Annotated in this window: 26 protein-coding genes and 1 riboswitch; of the genes, 15 read left to right on the top strand and 11 right to left on the bottom strand. The window is 43.0% G+C overall.

The annotated features are described in order from the left end of the window. The first annotated feature begins 829 nt into the window (after positions 1–829). Together CYJ37_RS24230 and CYJ37_RS24235 are read left to right on the top strand one after the other, a co-directional pair. Complete coding sequence (locus tag CYJ37_RS24230; RefSeq protein WP_101552516.1) at positions 830–1,030, top strand: hypothetical protein; 201 nt, start codon at positions 830–832, stop codon at positions 1,028–1,030. Positions 1,031–1,103: 73 nt separating this feature from the next. Continuing rightward, positions 1,104–1,394, top strand: a complete 291-nt coding sequence (locus CYJ37_RS24235) for an ATP-binding protein (protein WP_101552518.1) — start codon at positions 1,104–1,106, stop codon at positions 1,392–1,394. A 183-nt stretch (positions 1,395–1,577) separates the two neighbouring features. On the opposite strand, the gene CYJ37_RS24240 is transcribed toward CYJ37_RS24235, so the two are convergent. From CYJ37_RS24240 to CYJ37_RS27930, 3 genes are all read right to left on the bottom strand, one after another. Next, positions 1,578–2,483, bottom strand: coding sequence for an HD-GYP domain-containing protein (locus CYJ37_RS24240; protein ID WP_257964303.1), 906 nt, complete (start codon positions 2,481–2,483; stop codon positions 1,578–1,580). 16 nt (positions 2,484–2,499) lie between these two features. Beyond that, complete coding sequence (locus CYJ37_RS24245; protein WP_101552520.1) at positions 2,500–2,856, bottom strand: response regulator; 357 nt, start codon at positions 2,854–2,856, stop codon at positions 2,500–2,502. 338 nt (positions 2,857–3,194) lie between these two features. Then, the gene (locus tag CYJ37_RS27930) at positions 3,195–3,659 is read right to left on the bottom strand and encodes a CBO0543 family protein (protein ID WP_101552522.1); all 465 of its coding nucleotides are present in this window, start codon (positions 3,657–3,659) and stop codon (positions 3,195–3,197) included. A 273-nt stretch (positions 3,660–3,932) separates the two neighbouring features. Here CYJ37_RS27930 and CYJ37_RS24255 point away from each other — a divergent pair, with 273 nt between their 5' ends. The 4 genes from CYJ37_RS24255 to CYJ37_RS24270 all read left to right on the top strand — a co-directional run bounded on the left by CYJ37_RS24255 (position 3,933) and on the right by CYJ37_RS24270 (position 7,007). Then, on the top strand, positions 3,933–4,397 hold the full coding sequence (locus CYJ37_RS24255; protein ID WP_180827441.1) for a hypothetical protein: 465 nt from the start codon (positions 3,933–3,935) through the stop codon (positions 4,395–4,397). Between the two features lie 41 nt (positions 4,398–4,438). Next, entirely contained in the window at positions 4,439–5,440 is a 1,002-nt protein-coding gene (locus CYJ37_RS24260) for a DUF3231 family protein (RefSeq protein WP_101552523.1), read from the top strand. A 637-nt stretch (positions 5,441–6,077) separates the two neighbouring features. Then, entirely contained in the window at positions 6,078–6,278 is a 201-nt protein-coding gene (locus CYJ37_RS24265; protein WP_101552516.1) for a hypothetical protein, read from the top strand. Between the two features lie 450 nt (positions 6,279–6,728). Beyond that, positions 6,729–7,007, top strand: coding sequence for a DUF3784 domain-containing protein (locus CYJ37_RS24270; protein WP_101552525.1), 279 nt, complete (start codon positions 6,729–6,731; stop codon positions 7,005–7,007). 23 nt (positions 7,008–7,030) lie between these two features. On the opposite strand, the gene CYJ37_RS24275 is transcribed toward CYJ37_RS24270, so the two are convergent. Then, entirely contained in the window at positions 7,031–7,414 is a 384-nt protein-coding gene (locus tag CYJ37_RS24275) for an SET domain-containing protein (RefSeq protein ID WP_035403454.1), read from the bottom strand. A gap of 819 nt (positions 7,415–8,233) precedes the next feature. Between CYJ37_RS24275 and CYJ37_RS24280 the strand changes: the two genes are divergently transcribed. Both CYJ37_RS24280 and CYJ37_RS24285 read left to right on the top strand, forming a co-directional pair. Beyond that, positions 8,234–8,512 carry a CD3324 family protein gene (locus CYJ37_RS24280; RefSeq protein WP_101552528.1) on the top strand — a complete coding sequence of 93 codons (279 nt, stop codon included), beginning with the start codon at positions 8,234–8,236 and terminating at the stop codon, positions 8,510–8,512. A gap of 109 nt (positions 8,513–8,621) precedes the next feature. Further along, the gene (locus CYJ37_RS24285; protein ID WP_101552530.1) at positions 8,622–9,257 is read left to right on the top strand and encodes a FusB/FusC family EF-G-binding protein; all 636 of its coding nucleotides are present in this window, start codon (positions 8,622–8,624) and stop codon (positions 9,255–9,257) included. An 88-nt stretch (positions 9,258–9,345) separates the two neighbouring features. Here the strand turns inward: CYJ37_RS24285 and CYJ37_RS24290 are convergent, their stop codons facing one another. After that, positions 9,346–10,044 carry a DUF421 domain-containing protein gene (locus CYJ37_RS24290; RefSeq protein WP_101552532.1) on the bottom strand — a complete coding sequence of 233 codons (699 nt, stop codon included), beginning with the start codon at positions 10,042–10,044 and terminating at the stop codon, positions 9,346–9,348. 117 nt (positions 10,045–10,161) lie between these two features. Here CYJ37_RS24290 and CYJ37_RS24295 point away from each other — a divergent pair, with 117 nt between their 5' ends. The 5 genes from CYJ37_RS24295 (at position 10,162) to CYJ37_RS24315 (ending at position 13,864) form a co-directional block, all read left to right on the top strand. After that, on the top strand, positions 10,162–10,779 hold the full coding sequence (locus CYJ37_RS24295; protein WP_101552534.1) for a histidine phosphatase family protein: 618 nt from the start codon (positions 10,162–10,164) through the stop codon (positions 10,777–10,779). Between the two features lie 126 nt (positions 10,780–10,905). Beyond that, positions 10,906–11,247 (top strand): hypothetical protein, encoded by a 342-nt coding sequence (locus CYJ37_RS24300; protein ID WP_101552536.1) that lies wholly within the window; start codon positions 10,906–10,908, stop codon positions 11,245–11,247. A 27-nt stretch (positions 11,248–11,274) separates the two neighbouring features. Further along, a complete protein-coding gene (locus CYJ37_RS24305) occupies positions 11,275–11,442 on the top strand; it encodes a twin-arginine translocase TatA/TatE family subunit (protein WP_101552538.1) in 168 nt (55 codons plus the stop codon). Positions 11,443–11,527: 85 nt separating this feature from the next. Next, positions 11,528–12,349, top strand: coding sequence for an undecaprenyl-diphosphate phosphatase (locus tag CYJ37_RS24310; RefSeq protein WP_101552539.1), 822 nt, complete (start codon positions 11,528–11,530; stop codon positions 12,347–12,349). A 72-nt stretch (positions 12,350–12,421) separates the two neighbouring features. Next, positions 12,422–12,561: riboswitch (cyclic di-AMP (ydaO/yuaA leader) on the top strand. A gap of 79 nt (positions 12,562–12,640) precedes the next feature. Next, positions 12,641–13,864, top strand: a complete 1,224-nt coding sequence (locus CYJ37_RS24315) for a dicarboxylate/amino acid:cation symporter (protein ID WP_101552541.1) — start codon at positions 12,641–12,643, stop codon at positions 13,862–13,864. A gap of 73 nt (positions 13,865–13,937) precedes the next feature. Here CYJ37_RS24315 and CYJ37_RS24320 read toward each other — a convergent pair whose 3' ends face one another. The 4 genes from CYJ37_RS24320 to CYJ37_RS24340 form a co-directional block, all read right to left on the bottom strand. Then, positions 13,938–15,434 carry a potassium/proton antiporter gene (locus tag CYJ37_RS24320; protein ID WP_101552543.1) on the bottom strand — a complete coding sequence of 499 codons (1,497 nt, stop codon included), beginning with the start codon at positions 15,432–15,434 and terminating at the stop codon, positions 13,938–13,940. 17 nt (positions 15,435–15,451) lie between these two features. Further along, positions 15,452–16,009: a tyrosine-type recombinase/integrase gene (locus CYJ37_RS24325; RefSeq protein WP_101552545.1), complete on the bottom strand. Its 558-nt coding sequence runs from the start codon at positions 16,007–16,009 to the stop codon at positions 15,452–15,454. Positions 16,010–16,738: 729 nt separating this feature from the next. Then, positions 16,739–17,785: a lactonase family protein gene (locus CYJ37_RS24335; protein ID WP_101552549.1), complete on the bottom strand. Its 1,047-nt coding sequence runs from the start codon at positions 17,783–17,785 to the stop codon at positions 16,739–16,741. Between the two features lie 136 nt (positions 17,786–17,921). Beyond that, entirely contained in the window at positions 17,922–18,737 is an 816-nt protein-coding gene (locus CYJ37_RS24340) for a general stress protein (RefSeq protein ID WP_101552551.1), read from the bottom strand. Positions 18,738–18,936: 199 nt separating this feature from the next. On the opposite strand from CYJ37_RS24340, the gene CYJ37_RS24345 reads away from it, so the two are divergent. Beyond that, positions 18,937–19,779, top strand: a complete 843-nt coding sequence (locus tag CYJ37_RS24345; RefSeq protein WP_253615993.1) for an STAS domain-containing protein — start codon at positions 18,937–18,939, stop codon at positions 19,777–19,779. A 118-nt stretch (positions 19,780–19,897) separates the two neighbouring features. After that, positions 19,898–20,092: a hypothetical protein gene (locus tag CYJ37_RS24350; protein ID WP_009795711.1), complete on the top strand. Its 195-nt coding sequence runs from the start codon at positions 19,898–19,900 to the stop codon at positions 20,090–20,092. Positions 20,093–20,119: 27 nt separating this feature from the next. Here the strand turns inward: CYJ37_RS24350 and CYJ37_RS26945 are convergent, their stop codons facing one another. Both CYJ37_RS26945 and CYJ37_RS24355 read right to left on the bottom strand, forming a co-directional pair. After that, entirely contained in the window at positions 20,120–20,260 is a 141-nt protein-coding gene (locus tag CYJ37_RS26945; RefSeq protein WP_142385315.1) for a BA3454 family stress response protein, read from the bottom strand. A 94-nt stretch (positions 20,261–20,354) separates the two neighbouring features. Then, on the bottom strand, positions 20,355–21,080 hold the full coding sequence (locus CYJ37_RS24355; RefSeq protein WP_101552555.1) for a YqcI/YcgG family protein: 726 nt from the start codon (positions 21,078–21,080) through the stop codon (positions 20,355–20,357). Positions 21,081–21,114 lie beyond the last annotated feature (34 nt).

The raw sequence follows: 21,114 nt of genomic DNA on the forward strand, positions 1-21,114 counted from the left end.
TCACCTGCTTCTATGTTATAGCAAAAAGAAGTTTTACCCAAGGCAAATAAACTGTTCCCTTGGTTAAATAAGTTGTTCCCTAAAACGAGTGAAAATTGGAGGATAGCCTCCAGTTTTCCTCGTTTTTTTGTGTCCAGAAGCGGAGAAAAAGCCAGTAAAAAGCATGAGAAAGGCATGAATAAAGGCAGGAGGAAACGTCTGATAAAGCCCGATAAATCAACGATTTCAAGATAAAAACCAGAGGAAAAGAGAGAAAAAGGGCAGGAGAAAAAGCAGGAAAAACCCTTAGCCCTGACCCATTTTTATCCCTGTTCCTACGGAACAACTTATTTTCCTAAAAAATCAGGATTCTGACAAAAAATAGGAGAAAAAAGGAGCGAACGGGGGAACAACTCATTTGCCTACAGAAAATGGGAAAATCGGAGAAAGGCAGGAATGACAAGGGTTTGAGAGAAGGGGGGAGAATACACTTTAATTTTGCGACTACAGAAGGTCGTGGTACAGGAACAGGTACAGACTACCGGCCATGGCTAAAGATTCAAGATGTTTCCTCATTAGTGTTATAGCAAAATGACGTACGTCCCAAGTCAAATAAATTATTCCCTTGGGTGAATGAGTTGTTCCCTAAAACGAGTGAAAATCGGAGAATTCCCTCCTGTTTTCCTCGTTTTTTTGTATCCAAAAGCAGAGAAAGATACATGGGTAAAACATGAAAAAAGGCCAGAAAAAAGCGGGGAAACGTACCGTTGGTATGTCAGAAAAAGTTAATCAAACGATTGACTGAAAGTACGATAATCCTTGTTAAATCAAGGATTTCAAGAAAGAAAGCATGAGAAAAAGAGTGGAAAAAAGCAGGGGGAAATGCAGGAGAAAAACAAGAAAAAGAAGGGTTAAAGCAAGAGAAAAAGCAGAAAAATCCCATCATTTATCATTCCTTCACCCTGATTTTCAGGGAACAACTATTTTTCCTAAAAAAACAGGATTCTTACAAAAAATAGGAGAAAAAAGGAGCGAGTTAGGGAAGAACTAATTCGCCTACAAAAATTGGGAAAATGGGAGAAAGGCAGTAATGACAAGGGTTTGAGAGAAGGGGGAGAATACACTTGAATTTTGCAACTACAGTTGAAGCTATGCCAAATGGAGGCATTATTAAAATTCAAATACTCTTAGACAGTACGGACTATATCAAGTTTAGATTTATTGACCAAGGTCATGGTATATCAGAAGAACGGATTAAAAATATTGGAGAACCTTTTTTCAGTACAAAAGAAAAGGGAAAGGGATTAGGTTTAATGATTAGTCATAAAATTGTTCGGGAACATGGCGGGACAATTAACATTGAAAGTGCAGTGAACCAGGGGACAGCGGTTGAAGTTGTGTTACCAATTAAATAATCCTTGTTAATAAAGAGTGGAAATTGGATGATAACCCCAGTTTTCACTTATTTTTGTTTTCTAAAAAGCATGAAAAAACAAGGATAAAGTAGGAAATTGCATATGTATAGCAATTGAAAATAGGTAAAATAAAACACGTTTGAGAATCTGTACCCAAGCGTGTTTTTGTGCTATTGATATATTTTATTTATTTTTATCGAATAGACTTAGAAATACGTCAACAATTTCAGGGTCAAATTGTGTCCCTTTATTTTTACGAATTTCGTTAAGAGTATATTCCAAATCAAGCCCCTGTCTATAAATACGTTTGGAAGTCATGGCATCAAATGTATCGGCAATAGCCACAATTCGGGCTACTAATGGTATTTCACTACCTTTTAACCCTGAAGGATAACCTTTCCCATCATATCGTTCGTGGTGATATAGAACAATATCTAAAACGCCATTTTTATGAAAACTTTCAACATGTTTTATGATTTCATACCCAATCTTTGGATGTGCTTTAATTAGCTCATATTCTTCCTTCGTTAGCCTTCCAGGTTTTGTCAATACATACTCTGGAATACCAATTTTTCCTATATCATGTAGCAACCCTCCTATGCGAATGATATTGCATAAGTCTTTAGACAACTTCATTTTTTTAGCTATTTCTACAGAGTATCTTGCTACGTTTTCAGAATGATGCAATGTATAAGCATCTCTGGAATCTAAGGCGTTCGCAAGAGCTGTGGTTAATTCTAAATTATCCTTTTTTACTTTTTGAACATTTCTCATTAATCCAGCCGATATAAAGGTGATTAGAATATAGGTAAAAAGATAAATGATAAACGTAACTGCGTTATCTTCTATTTCTGATATGAGAAAGAATCTACATAAAACCACCAAAAAGGTAAAAAAGGTCAAAAACCAGGTAGGCTTGTTATAATAGCCGATTCCTAAAAAGATGACGGTGATAATGTAGAGGATAAAAAAATTACTTTCATCCCTTAGAATAAAGCTATTTATAAGGACACTTGATATAAAAAGTATAAAAAAACCGTAGCGAAAGTAAGAAGGGTGATTCAACCAATTATTTAATATATTCATCATAATCCTTTATACTCTCCTAATAATGTTTATTTACTATTGAAACTAAATTGTGAAAATAAGGCTTAACTATAAAATCTTTTGCTCCAATTTTTAACGCTTTTTGAATTATAGATTGTTGACCACCCAATGCTGTACACATAATAACTTTTGCTTTTGGGTCTATTTTTTTAATTACTTTTAGGGCATCAATTCCATTAAGTATAGGCATTGTTATATCCATTATTACAATAGAGGGTAGATATATCTTGTACATGTCAATTGCTTGTACACCATTGTCAGCTTCAATTATTTCTTTAAAGTTGGATTCATTTAAAATCTTTTTTAAATAACTCCTCATAAAACGAGAATCATCTGCAAGAAGAATACTGCTCAACAGAAAACATCCTTTCACTAAATTCAGGCAATTTAGGAAAGTTCAATATATTTTGATACAGGAATTACTTCTGGCAACCAGGCTACCATGATGATTATATACATTTTAGGCCCTCGGCTATAATCATATAAAAAGTGGTAATTATTTAGATATTTAGTTGTATTTGGAAATTTAAAAATGCTATAAATGGCAGTGTCTTTTATGAATGTAAAAGAGCCAAAATACGCAAGTAGTGCATAAAAACTTGCATATTTTAGGCTCTTTAATTTTATTCCTTATTGTATTAAACTGCCACGTTAGCTCAACAAGCATTGGTTGATGGTATCAAATTCGAGTTATTAAGCAAACTTGAAAGGAACTTTGAAGTATAATATCAAAAAAATGATAACAAATACGGATAAGATATATGCTCGGAATGGATAATACTGATGTAATGCAATGACCGAGAACATAACGATATCAAATAAAAAAAAATATACAAATTCCCATCCATTCTGATATGAAATTCTCTTAAACACATATAATATCCACTCAACGGAAATGTAAATTCCAGACCAAAGCAATATGTAAAGCAGTCGATAAAACCATCTTTCGGGAAAATGGGAGAGAAATAAAAAAATACTAACAGGCATTGTAATAAGAGCATATACAATTATTGTCATATCATGTCCATATAGTAAATCAGGATGATACTTCCATAAGGTAAAGTCTTTTACAATGAACTCATAAAGCAAACCGCCTGTAGCAATAAAAAACATACTTGCATGATATTCCCTCCAGCTCCTCCAATTCCCCCTCCCCATTTACCAGTTATTTATTGTTTAAAAATCAAGAAACTATCTAAGAAACCAATAAAATACAAAGAGAAGGATTAATTATGTCATTTTTATTCTACAATCCCTACTTCAACTAAATTTCAAACGATAGTGGAACAAATAAAACAGGCTACCATAGCATCCGAGCATTGTTGAACTCAAGCCCCCGTTAATTGAATAAGGAAAGACACATAACTTCCTTTACTACATAGTTTATCTCCCATGGGTAATACTAAAACTATTACAAATTATAAGGACAATATGATTATGACTGATAAGTTAGAAGCTATTCTATGGAGTATAGCTCTCCCAGGCTTTGCTCAGTTATTAAACAGAAAATTTTTGAAAGGAATAGTTTTAATTTTTTTAGAGTTCCTTGTTAATGTTAATAGTCATTTTAACATGGTGATTTTATATAGCTTTCAAGGAAACATTAGGGAAGCAATCGAAGCAACAAATTACCAATGGCTAATGTTCTATCCCTGTCTTTATATGTTTGCTATGTGGGATGCATATAGAGATGCCAAAGGAGAAACTCCTCCTTATTCATATTTTCCTTTTGTATTTGGAGCTTATTTTGTAACCATTGGGCTTATGTACTCACCTTCACTAAAATTAGGACAGATATTATTTGGCCCTGTGTGGCTTCCAATTTTGTCTTTATTCCCAGGTTTATTGATTGGATATTTTTTAAAGTGTCTGTTAATGCGAATGAAGGTTCAATGAAAGTGGTTTTTTTGTATTAAATATAAATGGAGGCTTATACTATGACTCAAAAACAGGCTTTAAGTTCAAGTGAATTAGGAACATTATGGATGACCTATCAACAAAAAACAATGACACAGAGAATACTTGAATATTTTATAGAACAAGCGGATGATATTCGAGCTAAAGAGATAATGCAAAATACTCATAAGAAAATTATTAACTATCTTGAAGATATAAAGAACATCCTTAAAAATGAAGGTGCTGTTATTCCTATTGGATACACAGAGCAAGATGTTAATATTGGTGTGCCTAAGTTGTATGATAATATGTTTGATATTATGTTTCTTCGTCTTCTCAAAGAAATAAGCATGGGATTACATACGCTCCATATAGGTATGGCATATCGCAAAGATATCGTGCTTCTTTATAAAGAATTAACTGCATTTACCCAAAGTGTTTACGATGAATGCGTGGACTATTTGCAAGAGAAAGATGTTTTACCACGCCCTCCTGCTTTAACTATGCCAAAAACAGTTGAGTTTGCTGATGGAACTAATTATATGAGTGGTTTTAATTTATTTTCTGAAAAACGAGCATTGAATACTGTGGAAGTAGCTCATTTATACCATGCAATTGAATCGAATATTATTGGAATGCAATTGATAACGGGGTTTGCACAGGTGGCAAATGAACCAGAAGTAAAAAAATACTTCATAAAAGGAAAAGAATTGGCAAAAAAAATTGTAACCGATAATACGCAATTATTTCTTCAAAGTGATATTCAACCGCCTTCAACGTGGGGGGCAAATGCAACAGACTCAAAGGTCGCTCCTTTTTCAGATAAACTAATGTTGTATTGTACCAGTATGTTTTGTAGCTTTGGTTTAGGAAGCAGTGCATTAGGAACAGCATTTAGTTTACGAAGTGACCTCCCATTAAAAATGGTTAGTGAAGCAAAAGACATATTAACTTATGGGCAAGACGGTGGAAAAATCATGGCGAAAAATGGTTGGCTTGAAGAACCACCTTCAATGCAGGATAGGAACGATTTAACTAAATAATCAAGATGCGATTACTGAAATAATACAGGCTCTCCTTACTATTTAGGAGAGTTTTATTATTTTACTTATAAAAAATACTACTTCTTCTTACACTAAATTGCCCGTTAGTAACGTATGTACACATGCACAAATATGAATAAAAATTAGCGTATATACAGTTTTCCCCTGATTAATGATGCATAAAGATTAATAAACATACTGCCAAAACATAGATTAGTAATTGCCAGATACAGTACGAATGCATAAGATGTTCAGTATAAGATTGCGACTTCAACAGACTTTGAAATTTAATGATTATTTAAAATACCTTATATAGTAGCGACTTGTATTAACTTAACCCTTTAATCTCTAAGACCTGCCTTTCTATGTTATAGCAAAATGACGTACGTCCCAAGTCAAATAAATTATTCCCTTGGGTGAATGAGTTGTTCCCTAAAACGAGTGAAAATCGGAGAATTCCCTCCTGTTTTCCTCGTTTTTTTGTATCCAAAAGCAGAGAAAGATACATGGGTAAAACATGAAAAAAGGCCAGAAAAAAGCGGGGAAACGTACCGTTGGTATGTCAGAAAAAGTTAATCAAACGATTGACTGAAAGTACGATAATCCTTGTTAAATCAAGGATTTCAAGAAAGAAAGCATGAGAAAAAGAGTGGAAAAAAGCAGGGGGAAATGCAGGAGAAAAACAAGAAAAAGAAGGGTTAAAGCAAGAGAAAAAGCAGAAAAATCCCATCATTTATCATTCCTTCACCCTGATTTTCAGGGAACAACTATTTTTCCTAAAAAAACAGGATTCTTACAAAAAATAGGAGAAAAAAGGAGCGAGTTAGGGAAGAACTAATTCGCCTACAAAAATTGGGAAAATGGGAGAAAGGCAGTAATGACAAGGGTTTGAGAGAAGGGGGAGAATACACTTTAATTTTGCGACTACACGTTTGTCTAAGGAGGCTCCTTTCTGGATGCCTCCTTTTTGCATAGTTGGAGAAAAGTAATTGATCAAATGTTTAATCAAGGGCAGCAATTATATGCTGCCACCGTATACAAGATTTTAATTAAACGTTTGATTAAGGAAAGCAAATGGACGGCTGATGCAAAGTGTATAAGTCTTTAATCAAACGTTTGATTAAGGGTAATAATTGGACTGCTGATGCGAGGTATATATGGCTTTATCAAACGTTTGGACAATAGGTCCTGGGTAAAGAAACAATCTTAATTTATCTGCTGGCAACCCTGTTTATTCCGTTTTACATTATTCCGGCCATAGTGAAGAAATTTTAAGGAGATGGAATGAATGAATCAGGATTTGATTATTTTTGGGACTATTTTTCTTGTGCTTGGTTTTTTGGTAGGAGTTAAGAAAATGACGTGGCTTTTATCAGGGTTTAATGAAAAAAGGGTGAGGGATAAAAAGAAACTGGCCCATTTGGTCGGAGGAACGGAAGCGGTTCTTGGCATTGTTCTCCTTATCGGCGGCATTCTGGGTGTGGGTTCACCGAAATTCCTAATCATGCTCTGTATAGCCATTATGATGGGGCTTGTATATTATGTGAACAACAGGATGGCAGAGTGAATAAGGAGGGAAGCTGCCCCTCCTTATTCTTCTCCTCCGTTAAACCATAGGAGAGCATCATCATCAGGATCGCCGTTATAGTTGATCATGATTTCTTCATCTTTTTTTATATCCTTGTAAGCATAGAAATCAAAAGAGTGATTCTCGAAACTGATTTCATAATCGGCATTCGGCTCATAGGAATGGTTGAACAGCATTCCATACCCAAGGAGAAGGGCAGAATGGTTTGTCCCATACTCAAATACATAGTCGGCGAGCCTGGTTTTCTCAATATATTTATGTTCTTCATTTGGATAGGCAAGTACCGGGGCTCTGTGGATCAGCTCTCCCTTTTTGATATCACGGGTAGCGAACACACCTTTATTGGTTTCGTCATCAGTAATGTTTGAGATTCTAACTTCAATCAAGCTTTTCACCTTCGCCTTCATAATCTGTCAATCCTAGTCTGACAGTCTTGGGGCAAAAATGCAATCGCAGGAATCAATTGGATGGCAGTCTTAGGGTGGTGCAGAGGCTGATTTGATACCAGCCCGGGTGTTTGTATGGTAAAGTAATATTAACAGCAAAGGAGGAAATGCAAATGCAAATCACTGATCAGGCACGCGATATCCTAAAGCAGATGTTTGAAAAAGAAAATGCCCGGAATATCCGCATATATTTCGCAGGCTATGGCTGAGGACAGCCAAAAGTAGGACTGGCTCTGGATGAGCCGGAAGAGGACGATAACGTATCCACAATCAATGAGATCAAAGTAGCAATCGATCCAATCATTGAACCGAATGTAGAGGACCTGGTCCTTGATCTGAGCGGAGACAAGAAAGGACTTGTACTGCTGGGGAATACGGGCAATTGCTGCTAGAATAAGAAAGCATGGAAATGGGCTTCTGCTCTTTCCGTGCTTTTTTTTGTAGCATTTAATCCTGATCAGTTCCTCGAGACGGAAAGGGGAAGCAGAGGGCATCTTCCCTGTTCATATGAAAAAATCATGCAAATACACTCGAATTGTACTATAATGGATACCAAAATCAGGATAATCGGGAGGTGGATATAATGGCAGAAACATTCTGGCTGCCGGATACTGGAGCGGCTCATGCAAAGCCTGTAAGAGGAAAGGCGATACTTTGCATGGGGAGAAGATTCATATAATCGCCCTTACAATGTGATCTCATTTCTATTACTGGCTTTGCCCCTTATTTAGAAACCATTAAAATAAGGAGCTGGCCGAAATGAGCTATGTAAAAGCAGCCGCTGTTTTGCCTGAAGAGCTGATAGCGGAGATCCAGAAATATATTCAAGGTGAAATGATTTATATTCCAAAGCCTGAGGCTGCCCGGCGAAAATGGGGGGAAACCTCCGGGGGCCGGAAGCAGATCGATGCACGCAATGAGGAGATCAGGAAGGCATTCCGGAACGGAAAGCCGGTCGAAGTGCTGGCGGGCGAATACTTCCTGGCCAATGAAACAATCAAAAAGATAGTCTATTCAAAACAGAAAAGCAGGCAGTAGGTACACTTTGGTTCAGAGTCATTCTCTGCCTATTCCCGGCTGCTGATTTTATCTATAATTATCTTGAGAAGTCAACAGCCTGATCCGGGACAAAATAGGAGTGAATGCAATGGAGCCGTTTATCCGGAACGACCAGTATAATTTTATAAAAGAACAGGCAGCCCACCTTGTGAACGGGCACAGCTCTGTAAATGATAAAGGGGTTTTGAATGCACTGAGAGCCATCACCTCTGAGAAGGCTAAAGCACTGTTTCCAGAGCTCACTGCTGAACAGGAGGAGCTTCTTGCCCCTTTGCCTGATATAAAGGACAGGACAGAGGCAGACCGGTACCTGGAAGGCCTGCAGGATTATATCATTCCATTTCCGGCAGTGAGCGAACAGGCAGCCAGGAAGCTGTTTCCCAAGGCTAAAAAGCTGAAGGTGCCTGAAGTAGGGCTGGAAGAGCAGAAAGGCATTTCCTACTTTTCCTGGGACGACAAAGGCACTGGGAGAAGGTATATGGCCGTGCTGAATAAAAATAAGCTTGCCGGCTTGTCAGGAACCTTCAAGCCGATCAGCCAAAAAGGGATTTGTTCTATTTGCGGCAAACATGGAGAAGCAGGACTGTTTGTTTCCCAAAAGAAGGGCGCCGTTCAGGGGACTTACGTAAGAAAAGGCAATTATATTTGCAGCGACACCATAAAATGCAACCAGAACCTGACCAGTCTTGAGAAGCTGGAGCAATTTGTTGAGCTGGTGAAATAGCACAAAAGAAAGACAGGGGCCTGGTTGCAGGTCCCTGTCTTTGCAGTAAAGCCCGCGCTGGGGCAGTTCTGAAGATCTTCGCCTCCGGTTATTGAAGCTGATCATCCTTATAGTCAACGTAAAGGGTGCCATTCTGCTGGACTTCAGCGTAGAAGACATCAGACAGGGAGGCGCCGCTTTGCTGGAGCTGGTCTTCAATCCATTCCTGGGAAAGGTTTAAGCCGTCAAGATTCTGGGAGACAAGCTGGCCATCGGAAATGACGGCGGTGCCGACCGGATAGGCATCTTTGGGCACCGGGTTTCCCTGGGCTGCATGGCTTTGTGTCAGCGGGCGCTTTCCTTCTTTTTTGAGCACCGACAGCTTGCCGTCCGTCTCAAAGACCGCATAGTCTGCATCTGAGATGGAGAAGATATTTTTTTGCCTGAGCAAAGCGCTTAAGGCATCAATATCCAGTCTGGCTTTGCGGAGGGAGTCTTCCATCACCTTGCCGTCTTTTATGACGATCAGCGGCTGGCCCTCCAGGAATACCCTTGCTTTCCTGGATTTGATATCAAGATAGCCCATGAGGATGGTGAACGCGGCCCAGCCGGCCAGGGCAATGACCCCATTTCGAATGGTCACATTCGGGCTGAGGACAAGGTTGGCTGCAATAGAACCGATGGCAATGGCTGATACAAAGTTAAAAAAGGTCATTTGGGCAATTTCTTTCCGCCCCATCAGTCTGGCAAGCGCAAAAAGCACAAGAAAAGAAACGGTAATCCTTATAAGCACTTCTGGAATATTCATGTTCCACCTCAATCAGGATTATTTTTATAGAGAAATTGAATCTCTTAGTAAGAATGCATCCTTATTTTGGCAGGGTAATATCTTTTTATACATAAAAAAGAAAGAGAGTTGGAGTGGATGCTTGAATTATTGCTGATCCGCCATGGCCAGTCAGAAGCTGACCTGCTGGACGTACACGAGGGCAGGGCGGATTTTCCGCTGACCGTTTTGGGAAGGAGGCAGGCGGGACTCCTTGCTGAATTTATCACTGAACACTATCCTCCTGATATCATCTGGGCAAGTACGCTGAAAAGGGCCTATGAAACAGCGGCTATTACAGCTGATAGAGCAGGGTGCAGGCTGAGGAAGGATGAAAGGCTGATGGAATTCAATAATGGCGTTCTGGCCGGGATGTCCCGGGAGGAAGCGGGCATCCGTTATCCAGAACCGCCTGAGGGCAGAAAGCCGCATGTGCGCATCGAGAAGGGGGAGTCGATGCTTGAAATGAGATTCCGGGCCGAGACCGTTCTATCAGAGATCCTGGATGATGCTGAACAAAAAGGGTATAAGAGGGTTGCTGCAGTTTCGCACGGCGGATTGATTTCCATGCTGATCCTGGCGCTGCTTGGGCTGCCCAATACAAGCCGCCAGCTCTTTGCTACAGGAGATACCGGAGTTCATTTGTTCAGGCTGGATCATAAAAGAAGGGTGGCCATGTTTTTGAACTGCCAGCGGAACCTGCCTGTTTTAGGATAGGAGGGGACAGGATAGCCTGTCCTTTTTCTTTTTTCCATAAAAAGGGGATTGGTTATTGATTTTCAGTCTTTCCAAACCGGGGCGGACGAAGTATGATAATTCTATCAAACTGAAAGGGAAGACAATATGGCGGGAATGAATCTCCTTTTCCTATTTGCAATCAGTGTCTATAGTCTATGGGGATTAGGGCATGATCCTTTCTCGAGCCTGCTTTCGGGTGATGAGAAGCGCTTTGAAATGCTGGTCCTGGAGGACGGCAAGGTTTTTTCGAAAGAAAAGCCTTTTGAGCGAAAAGGAAAGCTCCTTGGGACGGCCGCGTATCTTCCATTGTTGGCATCGCCGGCCGGCATGCTGCTTTTCCGAAGGTTTTTCCGGATGGATATTATGCTGGAAAAGCTGAGGATCCTGCTTACACCGGTCTTTTTTCATTCTAAGTTCTTTATCTCCTCCTCTGGTAGTAATAAATAAAACTAAACTGAAAAAAGAGGTGCAGAGATGAGGAATTTAGGCTTTGGGGAAATCATGGTCATTGTTTTTGTTGCGCTGCTTATATTTGGACCGCAAAAGCTTCCGGAGCTTGGCAGGGCTGCCGGCAATACGCTGCGTGAATTCAAAAAGGCAACAAAAGGCATCCTGGAAGATGATAAAGAGAAAGAAAAATAAATAGATGGCAGGACTGCTCCGCCGATGAGAGCTCATATTAGCAGCTTTTGCGTGCGGGGCAGCTGTTTTGTTCTGGAGGAAAATAATGAAAGAGATGATTGTTGCCCTGATATTGGGCATTGTTGAAGGTCTTACTGAATTTGCACCCGTTTCGTCTACCGGCCATATGATTATAGTGGACGATATTTTATTAAAGTCAAAAGAGCTTTTCTCAAAGGAAGTAGCCAATACATTCAAGGTTGTCATTCAGCTTGGGTCGATCCTTGCGGTGGTGATTGTGTTCAAGGACCGGTTTATCCAGCTCTTAGGGCTGGGTAAAGGGGGGAAGGAACAATCGGATGGACCGAAGCTGAAGCTCACGCAGGTGATTGCAGGCCTGCTGCCTGCGGCGGTTCTGGGGCTTCTGTTTGAGGATTATATAGATGAGTATCTGTTTTCGGTTAACAGAGTGGTAATCGGCCTGGTGGCTGGCGCCCTGCTTATGATTGCAGCTGATTATTATTCAAAGAGGAAGCCGGCCATCGAGACGGTGGACAAGATCACTTACCGGCAGGCAATCCTCATTGGATTGTTCCAGTGCATCGCCTTATGGCCGGGCTTTTCACGGTCAGGCTCCACAATCTCGGGCGGGGTGCTGCTCGGCCTCAGCCACAGGGCAGCCTCTGATTTTACCTTTATCATGGCGGTGCCTGTCATGCTTGGGGCAAGCGGGCTGTCGCTTCTGAAAAATTGGGAGTACTTCACGCCTGATGCCATCCCATTCTTTATAGTCGGCTTCATCAGTGCCTTTGTGTTCGCCCTGGCATCAATCCGTTTCTTCCTGGCGCTCATCAACAGAATCAAGCTGGTGCCGTTCGCCATTTACAGGATTATCCTCGCGGCTGTCATTTATTTTGTTTTTCTGTGAGGGAAAAAGTACAGTTCCAGTATTTAAATATTTACAGACGATAGGTTCATAGAGTAAAATTAAAAAAAATTATCGAAAGATGCGCTTAATCTTTTTAAAGAGCGGGGGATCCAACGGGCATATATCTGCCTCGGGGTGAATCCTTTACAGGTAGGGCACTCTCAAAGCCCGAATCCGACAGCTAACCTCGTAAGCGTTATTTGGGAGGACAAGTCTGCGTTCAAACACAGAGACTCGCTCTCTGTGTTTTTCTATGCTAAAAAATCAGAATTTGACAAGGAGGCTTGCAGCATGAAACTTTCAACAAAGATTATCATCGCTCTGATTGCAGGGGGCATTGTCGGCTTATTGCTGAATCTATATTCCCCGGATTTATTTGAAACATTGAATATTTATCTGTTCACTCCGCTGGGGAAAATATTCCTCAACCTGATTAACATGCTCGTGGTGCCAATCGTGTTTTTCTCCATCACTCTTGGCACAGCCGGCCTCGGGGATCCTAAAAAGCTCGGAAGGATCGGCCTGAAGACAATCTCTTTCTTCCTGGCTACTACTTGTATGGCCTTGATCATCGGGATCGTCTTCGCGTACATCTTCCAGCCGGGGAATGTCGGGACCTTCGATACCACTGGTGCAGAGTTTGAAGCACAGGAAGCTCCGCCTGTATCTGAAACCCTGCTGAATATCATTCCGACAAATCCTATCAAGGCATTTACAGAAGGTAACATGCTTCAGATCATTACATTCTCTGTTTTCGTCGGCTTTGGTCTTACTATGCTTGGCGAGAAAACCAGAGGCGTCCTGAAGCTGTTTGACCAGGGGAATGAGCTGATGATGTACCTTGTGAACCTGATCATGCGTTTTGCGCCATATGGAACCTTCGGCCTGATCGTATCGGCAGTCGGCACCCAGGGAGTTGATGCGATCAAAGCGATGGGGCTGTACATGGGTGTGGTGCTTGCGGCACTTATCGTCCATACGCTTGTGACGTACGGAGGATCGGTATACTTCCTGGCCAAGCGCAGCCCTATCGAATTCTTCAAGGGCTTTGCCCCGGCCATGAGCGTGGCCTTCAGTACATCGAGCAGTAATGCCACACTTCCGGTTTCCATGAATGTGGCACAGAAGAACCTGAAGGTCCCTGAATCGGTGAGCAGTTTTGTTCAGCCGCTTGGTGCGACAATCAATATGGATGGAACAGCGATCATGCAAGGTGTCGCAACCATCTTTATCGCTCAGGTATATGGCCTTGACCTGACGTTCACGCAGCTAGTGACGGTCGTCCTGACTGCCGTCCTTGCGAGCATCGGTACAGCAGGTGTGCCGGGCGTCGGCCTGATCATGCTGGCGATGGTCCTTCAGTCTGTTAACCTTCCTGTTGAAGGGATTGCCCTGATCATCGGGATCGACAGGCTTCTGGATATGACCAGAACAGCGGTTAATATTACAGGTGATGCTGCTTGTGCAGTCATCGTCGGTGAATCCGAGAAAAAGAAAAACAGGGAATTAACCTGATAATAGAGTAAAGCAAAACACCGTCCGGATAAGGACGGTGTTTTTTGATGGACCGGGTGAACGCGGGACCTTCTTAAGCAGTCGGCTCGGCCGCTTCTTCTATTTTTTTCTGCAGGAGAAGCTTTTTGAGCTGCGGCTTGCTTTTGCGGCTTGCCAGGATATACAGAACATCCCCTGGAAGGATGATGGTGCTGCCGGCCGGTGTGATCAGTTCATCATTGCGGATGATGGCATTCACAAGTGCACCTTTTGGAAACGGGATATCAATCAGGGTCTGCCCGATGATCTGGGCATCATCCTCCATTTCGTATTCAATCATCTCTGCATCGGCTTTTCCGATGGACACAAGCTCAAGCGAATGCATGGGCGTCGTTTTTTTCGGTCCGGTCAGCTTCAGTTTAGCTGCGAGCGCTGTAATCGTTGAGCCTTGTATGAGGCAGCTGGTCAGGACGACAAAGAACACGACATTGAAGATCTGCTGGCTTCCCTCGATTCCTGCAAGAAGGGGGAAGGTGGCCAAGACGATAGGGACAGCTCCCTTTAGTCCTGCCCAGGAAAGGAAGATGAGTTCATTCGTTTTATATCCCATCCTGACGGTAGACAAGAAGACGGCTGCAGGCCTTGCGATCAATATGAGGATCGCAGAAATGGCAATGCCTTTCAGGAAGATATCCAGGCTGAACAGCTCTGAAGGGAACACCAGCAGGCCGAGAATCACAAACATCATGATCTGCATCATCCAGGCAAATCCTTCAGAAAAACGGAAGATGGTATGCTTGTAGGCAAGTTCCATGTTTCCGATGATAATGGCAGCGATATAGACGGCCAAGAGTCCGCTTCCGCTTGCAAAGGCTGTAATACCATAGGTTAAGAGTGCAAAGGCTGTGGCAAAAACAGGATAGAGGCCGCCAGAATCAAGATTGATGCGGTTAAGGGCAAAGACGGCCAATCTGCCGAAAATCAGGCCAAACAGAAGGCCGATGCTCATCTGAAGGAAAAAGGTTCCGATCAGCGACCAGATGCTTGCTTCCGGAAGGGTGATCAATTCAATCATGGCGACTGTCAGGAAGACAGCCATCGGGTCATTGGAGCCTGATTCTGCTTCTAAAGTGGCACCGATCCGTTCATCGATATTCTTATCCTTAAGAACAGCGAAAACGGCAGCGGCATCTGTTGATCCGACGATGGCACCGAATAAAATCGATTCGAGCCAGCCTGTCCCCAGAATGAACTTCGCTGCGGCTGCGACGATTCCGGATGTGAGGATGACGCCGAGGGTGGCGAGTGACAAGGATGGGAGGACGACAGGGCGAAGTGTTTTCCACTTAGTCTGCAGGCCGCCCTCAAACAGGATAATGATTAAAGCAAGGACACCGATCATCTGGGCTGTGCTGGCATTGTCGAAATAAATGATGCCCAGTACGTCACTGCCCATCAGCATCCCGACTGCCATAAATAGCACGAGGGAAGGAACGCCGAGGCGTGAGGAGAACTTAGTTGTCAGCACGCCGGTAATGAACAGGATGGCCGCAAGCAGGATGAATGTATCTGTATGCAAAACATTAATCATTGATATCAGCTCCTTTTCTATAAATTGACGTCGAGAGTGACAGATGGAGGGTTCTTAGGTGAAATCCCCAGATAGCTATAGGTTTCTGAAGGGGAGGATTGCTGGAGCCTCTTTTGAATGAGCGACACGGCAATACCTTTTGAATAAGCATGATAGCCAAAGGTTTTTCTTAGTGTGTGTGTGCCGACAGGCTCTTCAATGCCGGCGGCCTGGGCAGCCTCATTAATGATCCGGTACGCCTGTACCCTCGTGATTGAATTTTTGGACTTCCTTGACTTAAAGAGCGGGTCTTCCCAGTTGAGGCCATTCTCCTGGATGCATGTGTGGAGGGCTTCACGGACCTGCAGATTGAAATAGATAGGGGGAAAGCAAGCCTCAGAGGTATGCAGATAGGAAAGGATATTTCCGCTTTCATCTGCTGCGTCCTTTACCTGCAGGTGAAGCAGGTCATTGATGCGTATTCCGGTGTTGATGCCAAGCAGAAACAAGCAATAGTCGCGGGAAGAGCGGGATTGGAGCCATTCCTTCATCATCAGGATCTTTTGTTTGTCAGTTATTGCACCGACTGTTTTCATTTAATCACCTCCAATGTAACTTAATCCTATTATAGCATATGGTTATGTAACATGAAAAAGACTAGCATCACGTAGGGCTTAGATTAAAGTCTTTTTACCCTGAAAAAACATGAAATGGCAAAGTGATTTTGTTACGATAGAAAGAAAACAGCCTGGCTTATAATCAATGGAGGAACTATGTTAAAGAAGCTTATTATGCCTATTATTTATATAAGTGAGTGGGTGGTGTTTTTTTATGCTGTCCTCTTTATGATTGTTTTTAATCTAACTTATTACGTAAACATGGTCATAATTGATATGCCTTGGGAAGAACGTACCTCCCTGCCTTTTATAAAGACTGTGCTTATCATGACAGGTGCATGCATAGTTTGTTTCCTTTATATCAAATACGTGAAAGGAAGAAGGATCTATAAGTATGTAAAAGATATCCTTTGGGGTATTCTGTTTGGAGTAAATGGCCTGCTGTGTATCCTTTTGCTGGGTATAAGCCTTATTTTTGAGCTGCCTATCAATGAACGGGTTCTACTGGCATTGGCCTTCATTGCAAGTGCAGGATTTTTTTTGCGGTGTATCAGAAGCCTGTTGCTTTCTTATATAGGACGCCCTTTTTCATCCAGGTAACAGTACAGCCAACATGGTGATCAGGACCATATAATAAGCGCATGGATGTTAACATCCATGCGCTTATGAATACTTTGATAACAGGGCATATCCCTTTTTAAAAGCTTTTTATAAGAATTTCACACATACAGGGTAAGGAACTGAAACATCCTTCTGCAGCAGGGATAGCCTGCCGCTTTGTGCGTCACGAGCAAACAAAGTGAGGTTTCCGGTTTCCTGGTTGGAGGCAACGATATATCTTTCTGAAGGATCGAGCACAAAGTCGCGCGGCCAGTTTCCTTCAGTGGAGGTATGCTCGATGAACTCCAGCGTGCCGGTTTCTTCATTTACAGAGTACACGGCAATGCTGTCATGTCCGCGATTGGCAGCATAGACAAAGCGGCCGTCAGAAGAGATATGGATGGCACTTCCCTGGTTATTTTCCCGGAATGTTTCAGGGATGGCCGGTACTGTCTGCATTACCTTGAAGCTGCCGTCATTCGGGCTGTATTCGAGCACGATCACCTCGGAGCTCAGCTCTGTCATCACATAGGCAATATTCCTTTCCGGGTGGAAAACAAGATGCCGCGGCCCGCTGCCAGGCTTTACATCCAGTTTGGCCGCTTCCTTCAGCTGCCCATCATTTAACGCATAGGTAATGATTTCATCTGTACCCAGGTCAACGGCGGCAATATAATTCTCATCTGGCGAAAAGCCTGCATAATGGGCATGCGGCTTTTCCTGGCGGTCTGGGTTTGGTCCTGTGCCCTCATGCTGGGCAACAGATGAAGCTGAAAGCAGGGAACCGTCCCCCGTCAGTCCGTAGGCTTCAATCGTACCTTTATGGTAGTTGGCAGTCACTGCATAGCTCGAGTCTTTATTTACGCTGATATGGCATGGGGAGGCACCGTCAGACAGCTGGCGGTTCAGTTCTGTAAGCCCGCTGCCATCACTGATGGAGAACGCGGCGGCGCCGCCCTGCGTCCCTTCCTTTACGACAGAATAAAGTCGGGTTTTATCTTCGCTGATTGTCACATATGTAGGGTTTTCAAGCTCTGCGGCGAGCTTGACGTTTTCAATCCTGCCGTTCTCTGTATTCAATTCAAAAGAATAGATGCCTTTGCTGTCGCCTTTTGTGTAGGTGCCGATAAATCCGGAAAAAATATGGTCCCTCATTACTATTTCTCCTTTCAACATGCGGATTGCCTCTATTATATCATGAACCTTTTCAGTGTATTCAGCAGGGCAAAAATGAAAAAGCCAAAGGACCTGGCGGGTTAGTCTGCCAGGTCCTTGTTGGCCAGCTGAGACCTTATCCTTTAGGATAGTCTGAATTAGGCTGGCGCGGGTCAGTATAATCGCGGTTCACTTCATCTCTCAGCCTGTCTTCATCTGCAAAGGGATTGCTTACCACCTTGTCACTGAGAGGGGTGTTTGGATCTATATTTTCATCCGTATACGGGCGGTTTTGATCATTGTGGTCCTGGAATGCATTTTCGCCTTTATCCAGTTCGCCCGGGTTAAGCGGATCGACTATATAGTTGTCATACCTATCTTCCTGGTCCGTAGCCCGGATGGCTGTATTCCTGTCTGTTGTGCCAACGAAATCTTCGTCAGTGCGGCGGGCGTCATTGACAGCTCCTCCGGTGAAGATCGTTTCATCATCCGTCAGGCGGTCGCGGTTCCGGTCGTCAGGATCGACGAGGATCAGGATTCTGCCCTCTTTTACCTCTGCTTCATAACGGTTGGCTTCTTCTTCCGGAATGCCCATGCCGATCAATGCGCCTGCAAGTCCGCCTGCCCCGGCGCCAACCGCTGCCCCGGTCAGTGTTGCAGCAATCGGACCCGCCGCAACGATCGGTCCAATTCCAGGGATTGCAAGGGCGCCGATGCCCACGAGCAGCCCTGTGAGCCCGCCCAATGCTCCGCCGGCAGCTGCGCCAGCCGCAAGTCCTTCCTCTGTTTTCGTTCCGGTTTCTTCGCTCACAGCGTCAAGATCATCACGGTTCTTGCTGATGACCGAAATGTCCTCAGCCCGGTAGCCTTCCGCTTTCAAACGTTCAATTGTTTCAACCGCTTCATCCTCTGTTGCATATGAGCCTACTACGCGTTTATTATCATCTGCCATGTTCATTCCTCCTTAATCGTTTAAAAATGTTTCTACTAGAGTACATACCCTCAGGTGAAAATGGCCTAAACCTCAGCCGGCCTGTAATATATGTCACAAAGTGCCTCCATGCCGGGGTTCAGATGAGGTCTGCGTTGCAATACTGCACGGAAATGCTATGATATAATTGTCAGACTTTTTCACAGGGGAAGGGATTGCTTTGAAAAACGAATTGATTAAGATTGGCACAAGGATAGTAGAGAGCAAAGAGCAGCTCGTCAAACATATATTTGAAAGGGAATGCCCTTTTTATAAGGAAAAGCTTAAGAAATCGACTGTCGCCAGAGATCAGATAGCTGAATGGCGCAAAGCCCTGATTCAAATCCTGGGTGAATCATTGTATACGGATCGGGAGGAAAGCGGGCGCAGAATTGAAAAATGGGCGCGTGAAACAGGAGAAACGGCGATAGAAAACGGCGTTCCCCTGGACGAATCCCTGCGTGTGCTGTCCCTGTTCAGATCGGTTATTTGGGACGTTTTCACTGAGGAGCTGGAGAAAAATCAATTTGCTGCAGTCACGATGCTTGATGTCAGCAAAATCATCAACCCGCTCCTGGATGAGGTCGCATATATATTCAGCAATATTTACATGAACCACAGCACCAGGAAAATTGAAGTCGCCCAGACTGCCCTGCAGGAGCTGTCCGTTCCGGTTGTCCCGATTTCAGCGGATATAGCAGTTCTTCCGCTTGTTGGGGAAGTGGATACAGAGCGCGCAAAATTCATTATGGAAAAATGCCTGAAAAACAGCACAGAGCTTCAACTAAAGCAGCTGTTCATTGATGTATCCGGCGTACCGATGATAGATACGATGGTCGCCCATAATCTGTTCCAGATTGTAAAGTCATTAAACCTGATCGGTGTGAAGGCAACTATGACCGGAATACGGCCGGAAATCGCCCAGACGATTGTGGCTCTCGGAATAGAGTTCCGGGAAATCCCGACAAGGGCAAATCTTAAGCAGGCGCTGATGTCAGCGGGATTCGAACAAACTAAAAGGTGATATTTGTGTGAAACTTATATATAAAAGGGGAACGAATTAAATATAAAGTGATACACTAATCATATACAGTTGAAGGGAAATCTATTAAGCAGCCTTCTTAAAAAGCGGGGAGTCGAACATGAAGCTGGGATTAATCATCGTTATCGCCATTATCATTCTTTCTTTAATTTTTACCCTTATGCTGGCCGGCAAAAGTGATGCTGACTACTCGAAGTCAGCGAGGAAAAATACGGTCAACCTGACTGTAATTTATGCAGTAGTCATTCTGCTTTCCATCGTCGCACTGGGTGTTTATATTAAATGGGGAATCTAAAAAGTGAAGCGCGCACGCTTCACTTTTTTAATTTACAGTCTGCCATTGCCTCTGCACCTGTTCCTGTGCAAGGCGGGCAATTTCCTCTTCTTGAGTTCCTCTATGTGCGATTACATTTGTCATATAGTTTTTTCCGCCGTGATTAACGGTTACAGTTACTTGTACCATGCTTTTTTATTCCTTTCTTAATGATATTTTAATATAGTGATACCATTTTAAAAGGAAAATGAAACCTGTTTGCATAAATTATTGACCCATTCTATCACTTAGAATGGAAGGGGCATTTCCCTTCGATTGGCTCGATGTCATCGCCGATGAAGTATTGCTTCCATTCCCGATGCTCAGGGTCCCCGTAATGGCTGATATTCGGGTGCTTTGGCAGTCCATCCCACTTTTCCACTCGTTCCCTGACTTTTTCCCTGGACATGATTCCTCCTTTAGAAGTGCCTTCAAGCCCCTCAAAGATTCTCCGCGGCTGGAAGCCCAGCACAAGGCTGTTTCCGAGATCCCTCGTTTTCCGCTGTTTATAGGCAGGCGCGTTTCCAAACACAAAGAATGGCTCTTCTGCAAATGAGAATGCCCATAGATGGTGGTCCGGGTCCTCTGGATAATCCTTCGGCCAAGGCTTTTCATCCTGATCATGAAGATACTGCAGGATGTTCCAGAAGTATTCGCGGTAGTAAGGGATATCCTTCTCTTCTTTTTCCGGCTCCACAAACACAAACAGGCCATGGCGGATAAGCTTGGGAGCATCAAAAAGGTCAATGAACTGTTCCAGCGCCTTTGGAAGCTGTGACCAGTCATCCTGTGAAATATATGCATAGCGCAGCTCCCCGCGGTTTTCAGCAGTCATGCCGAAATAGCATGGGAAGGTCTTGTCTGTGACAGTTTGATGGAACGTCTTATATTCTTCAATGACCCAGGCAGGCACAATGTCAGGGTTGGTCATATCTTCTTTTTTCAGCAATGCTTTTTGAATTGTTTTCATAATCAGCTCTCCTAAAATGATTTTTAGAAGCCGG

Source organism: Bacillus sp. UMB0728, from assembly GCF_002858875.1.
Classification (GTDB): domain Bacteria; phylum Bacillota; class Bacilli; order Bacillales; family Cytobacillaceae; genus Bacillus_AB; species Bacillus_AB infantis.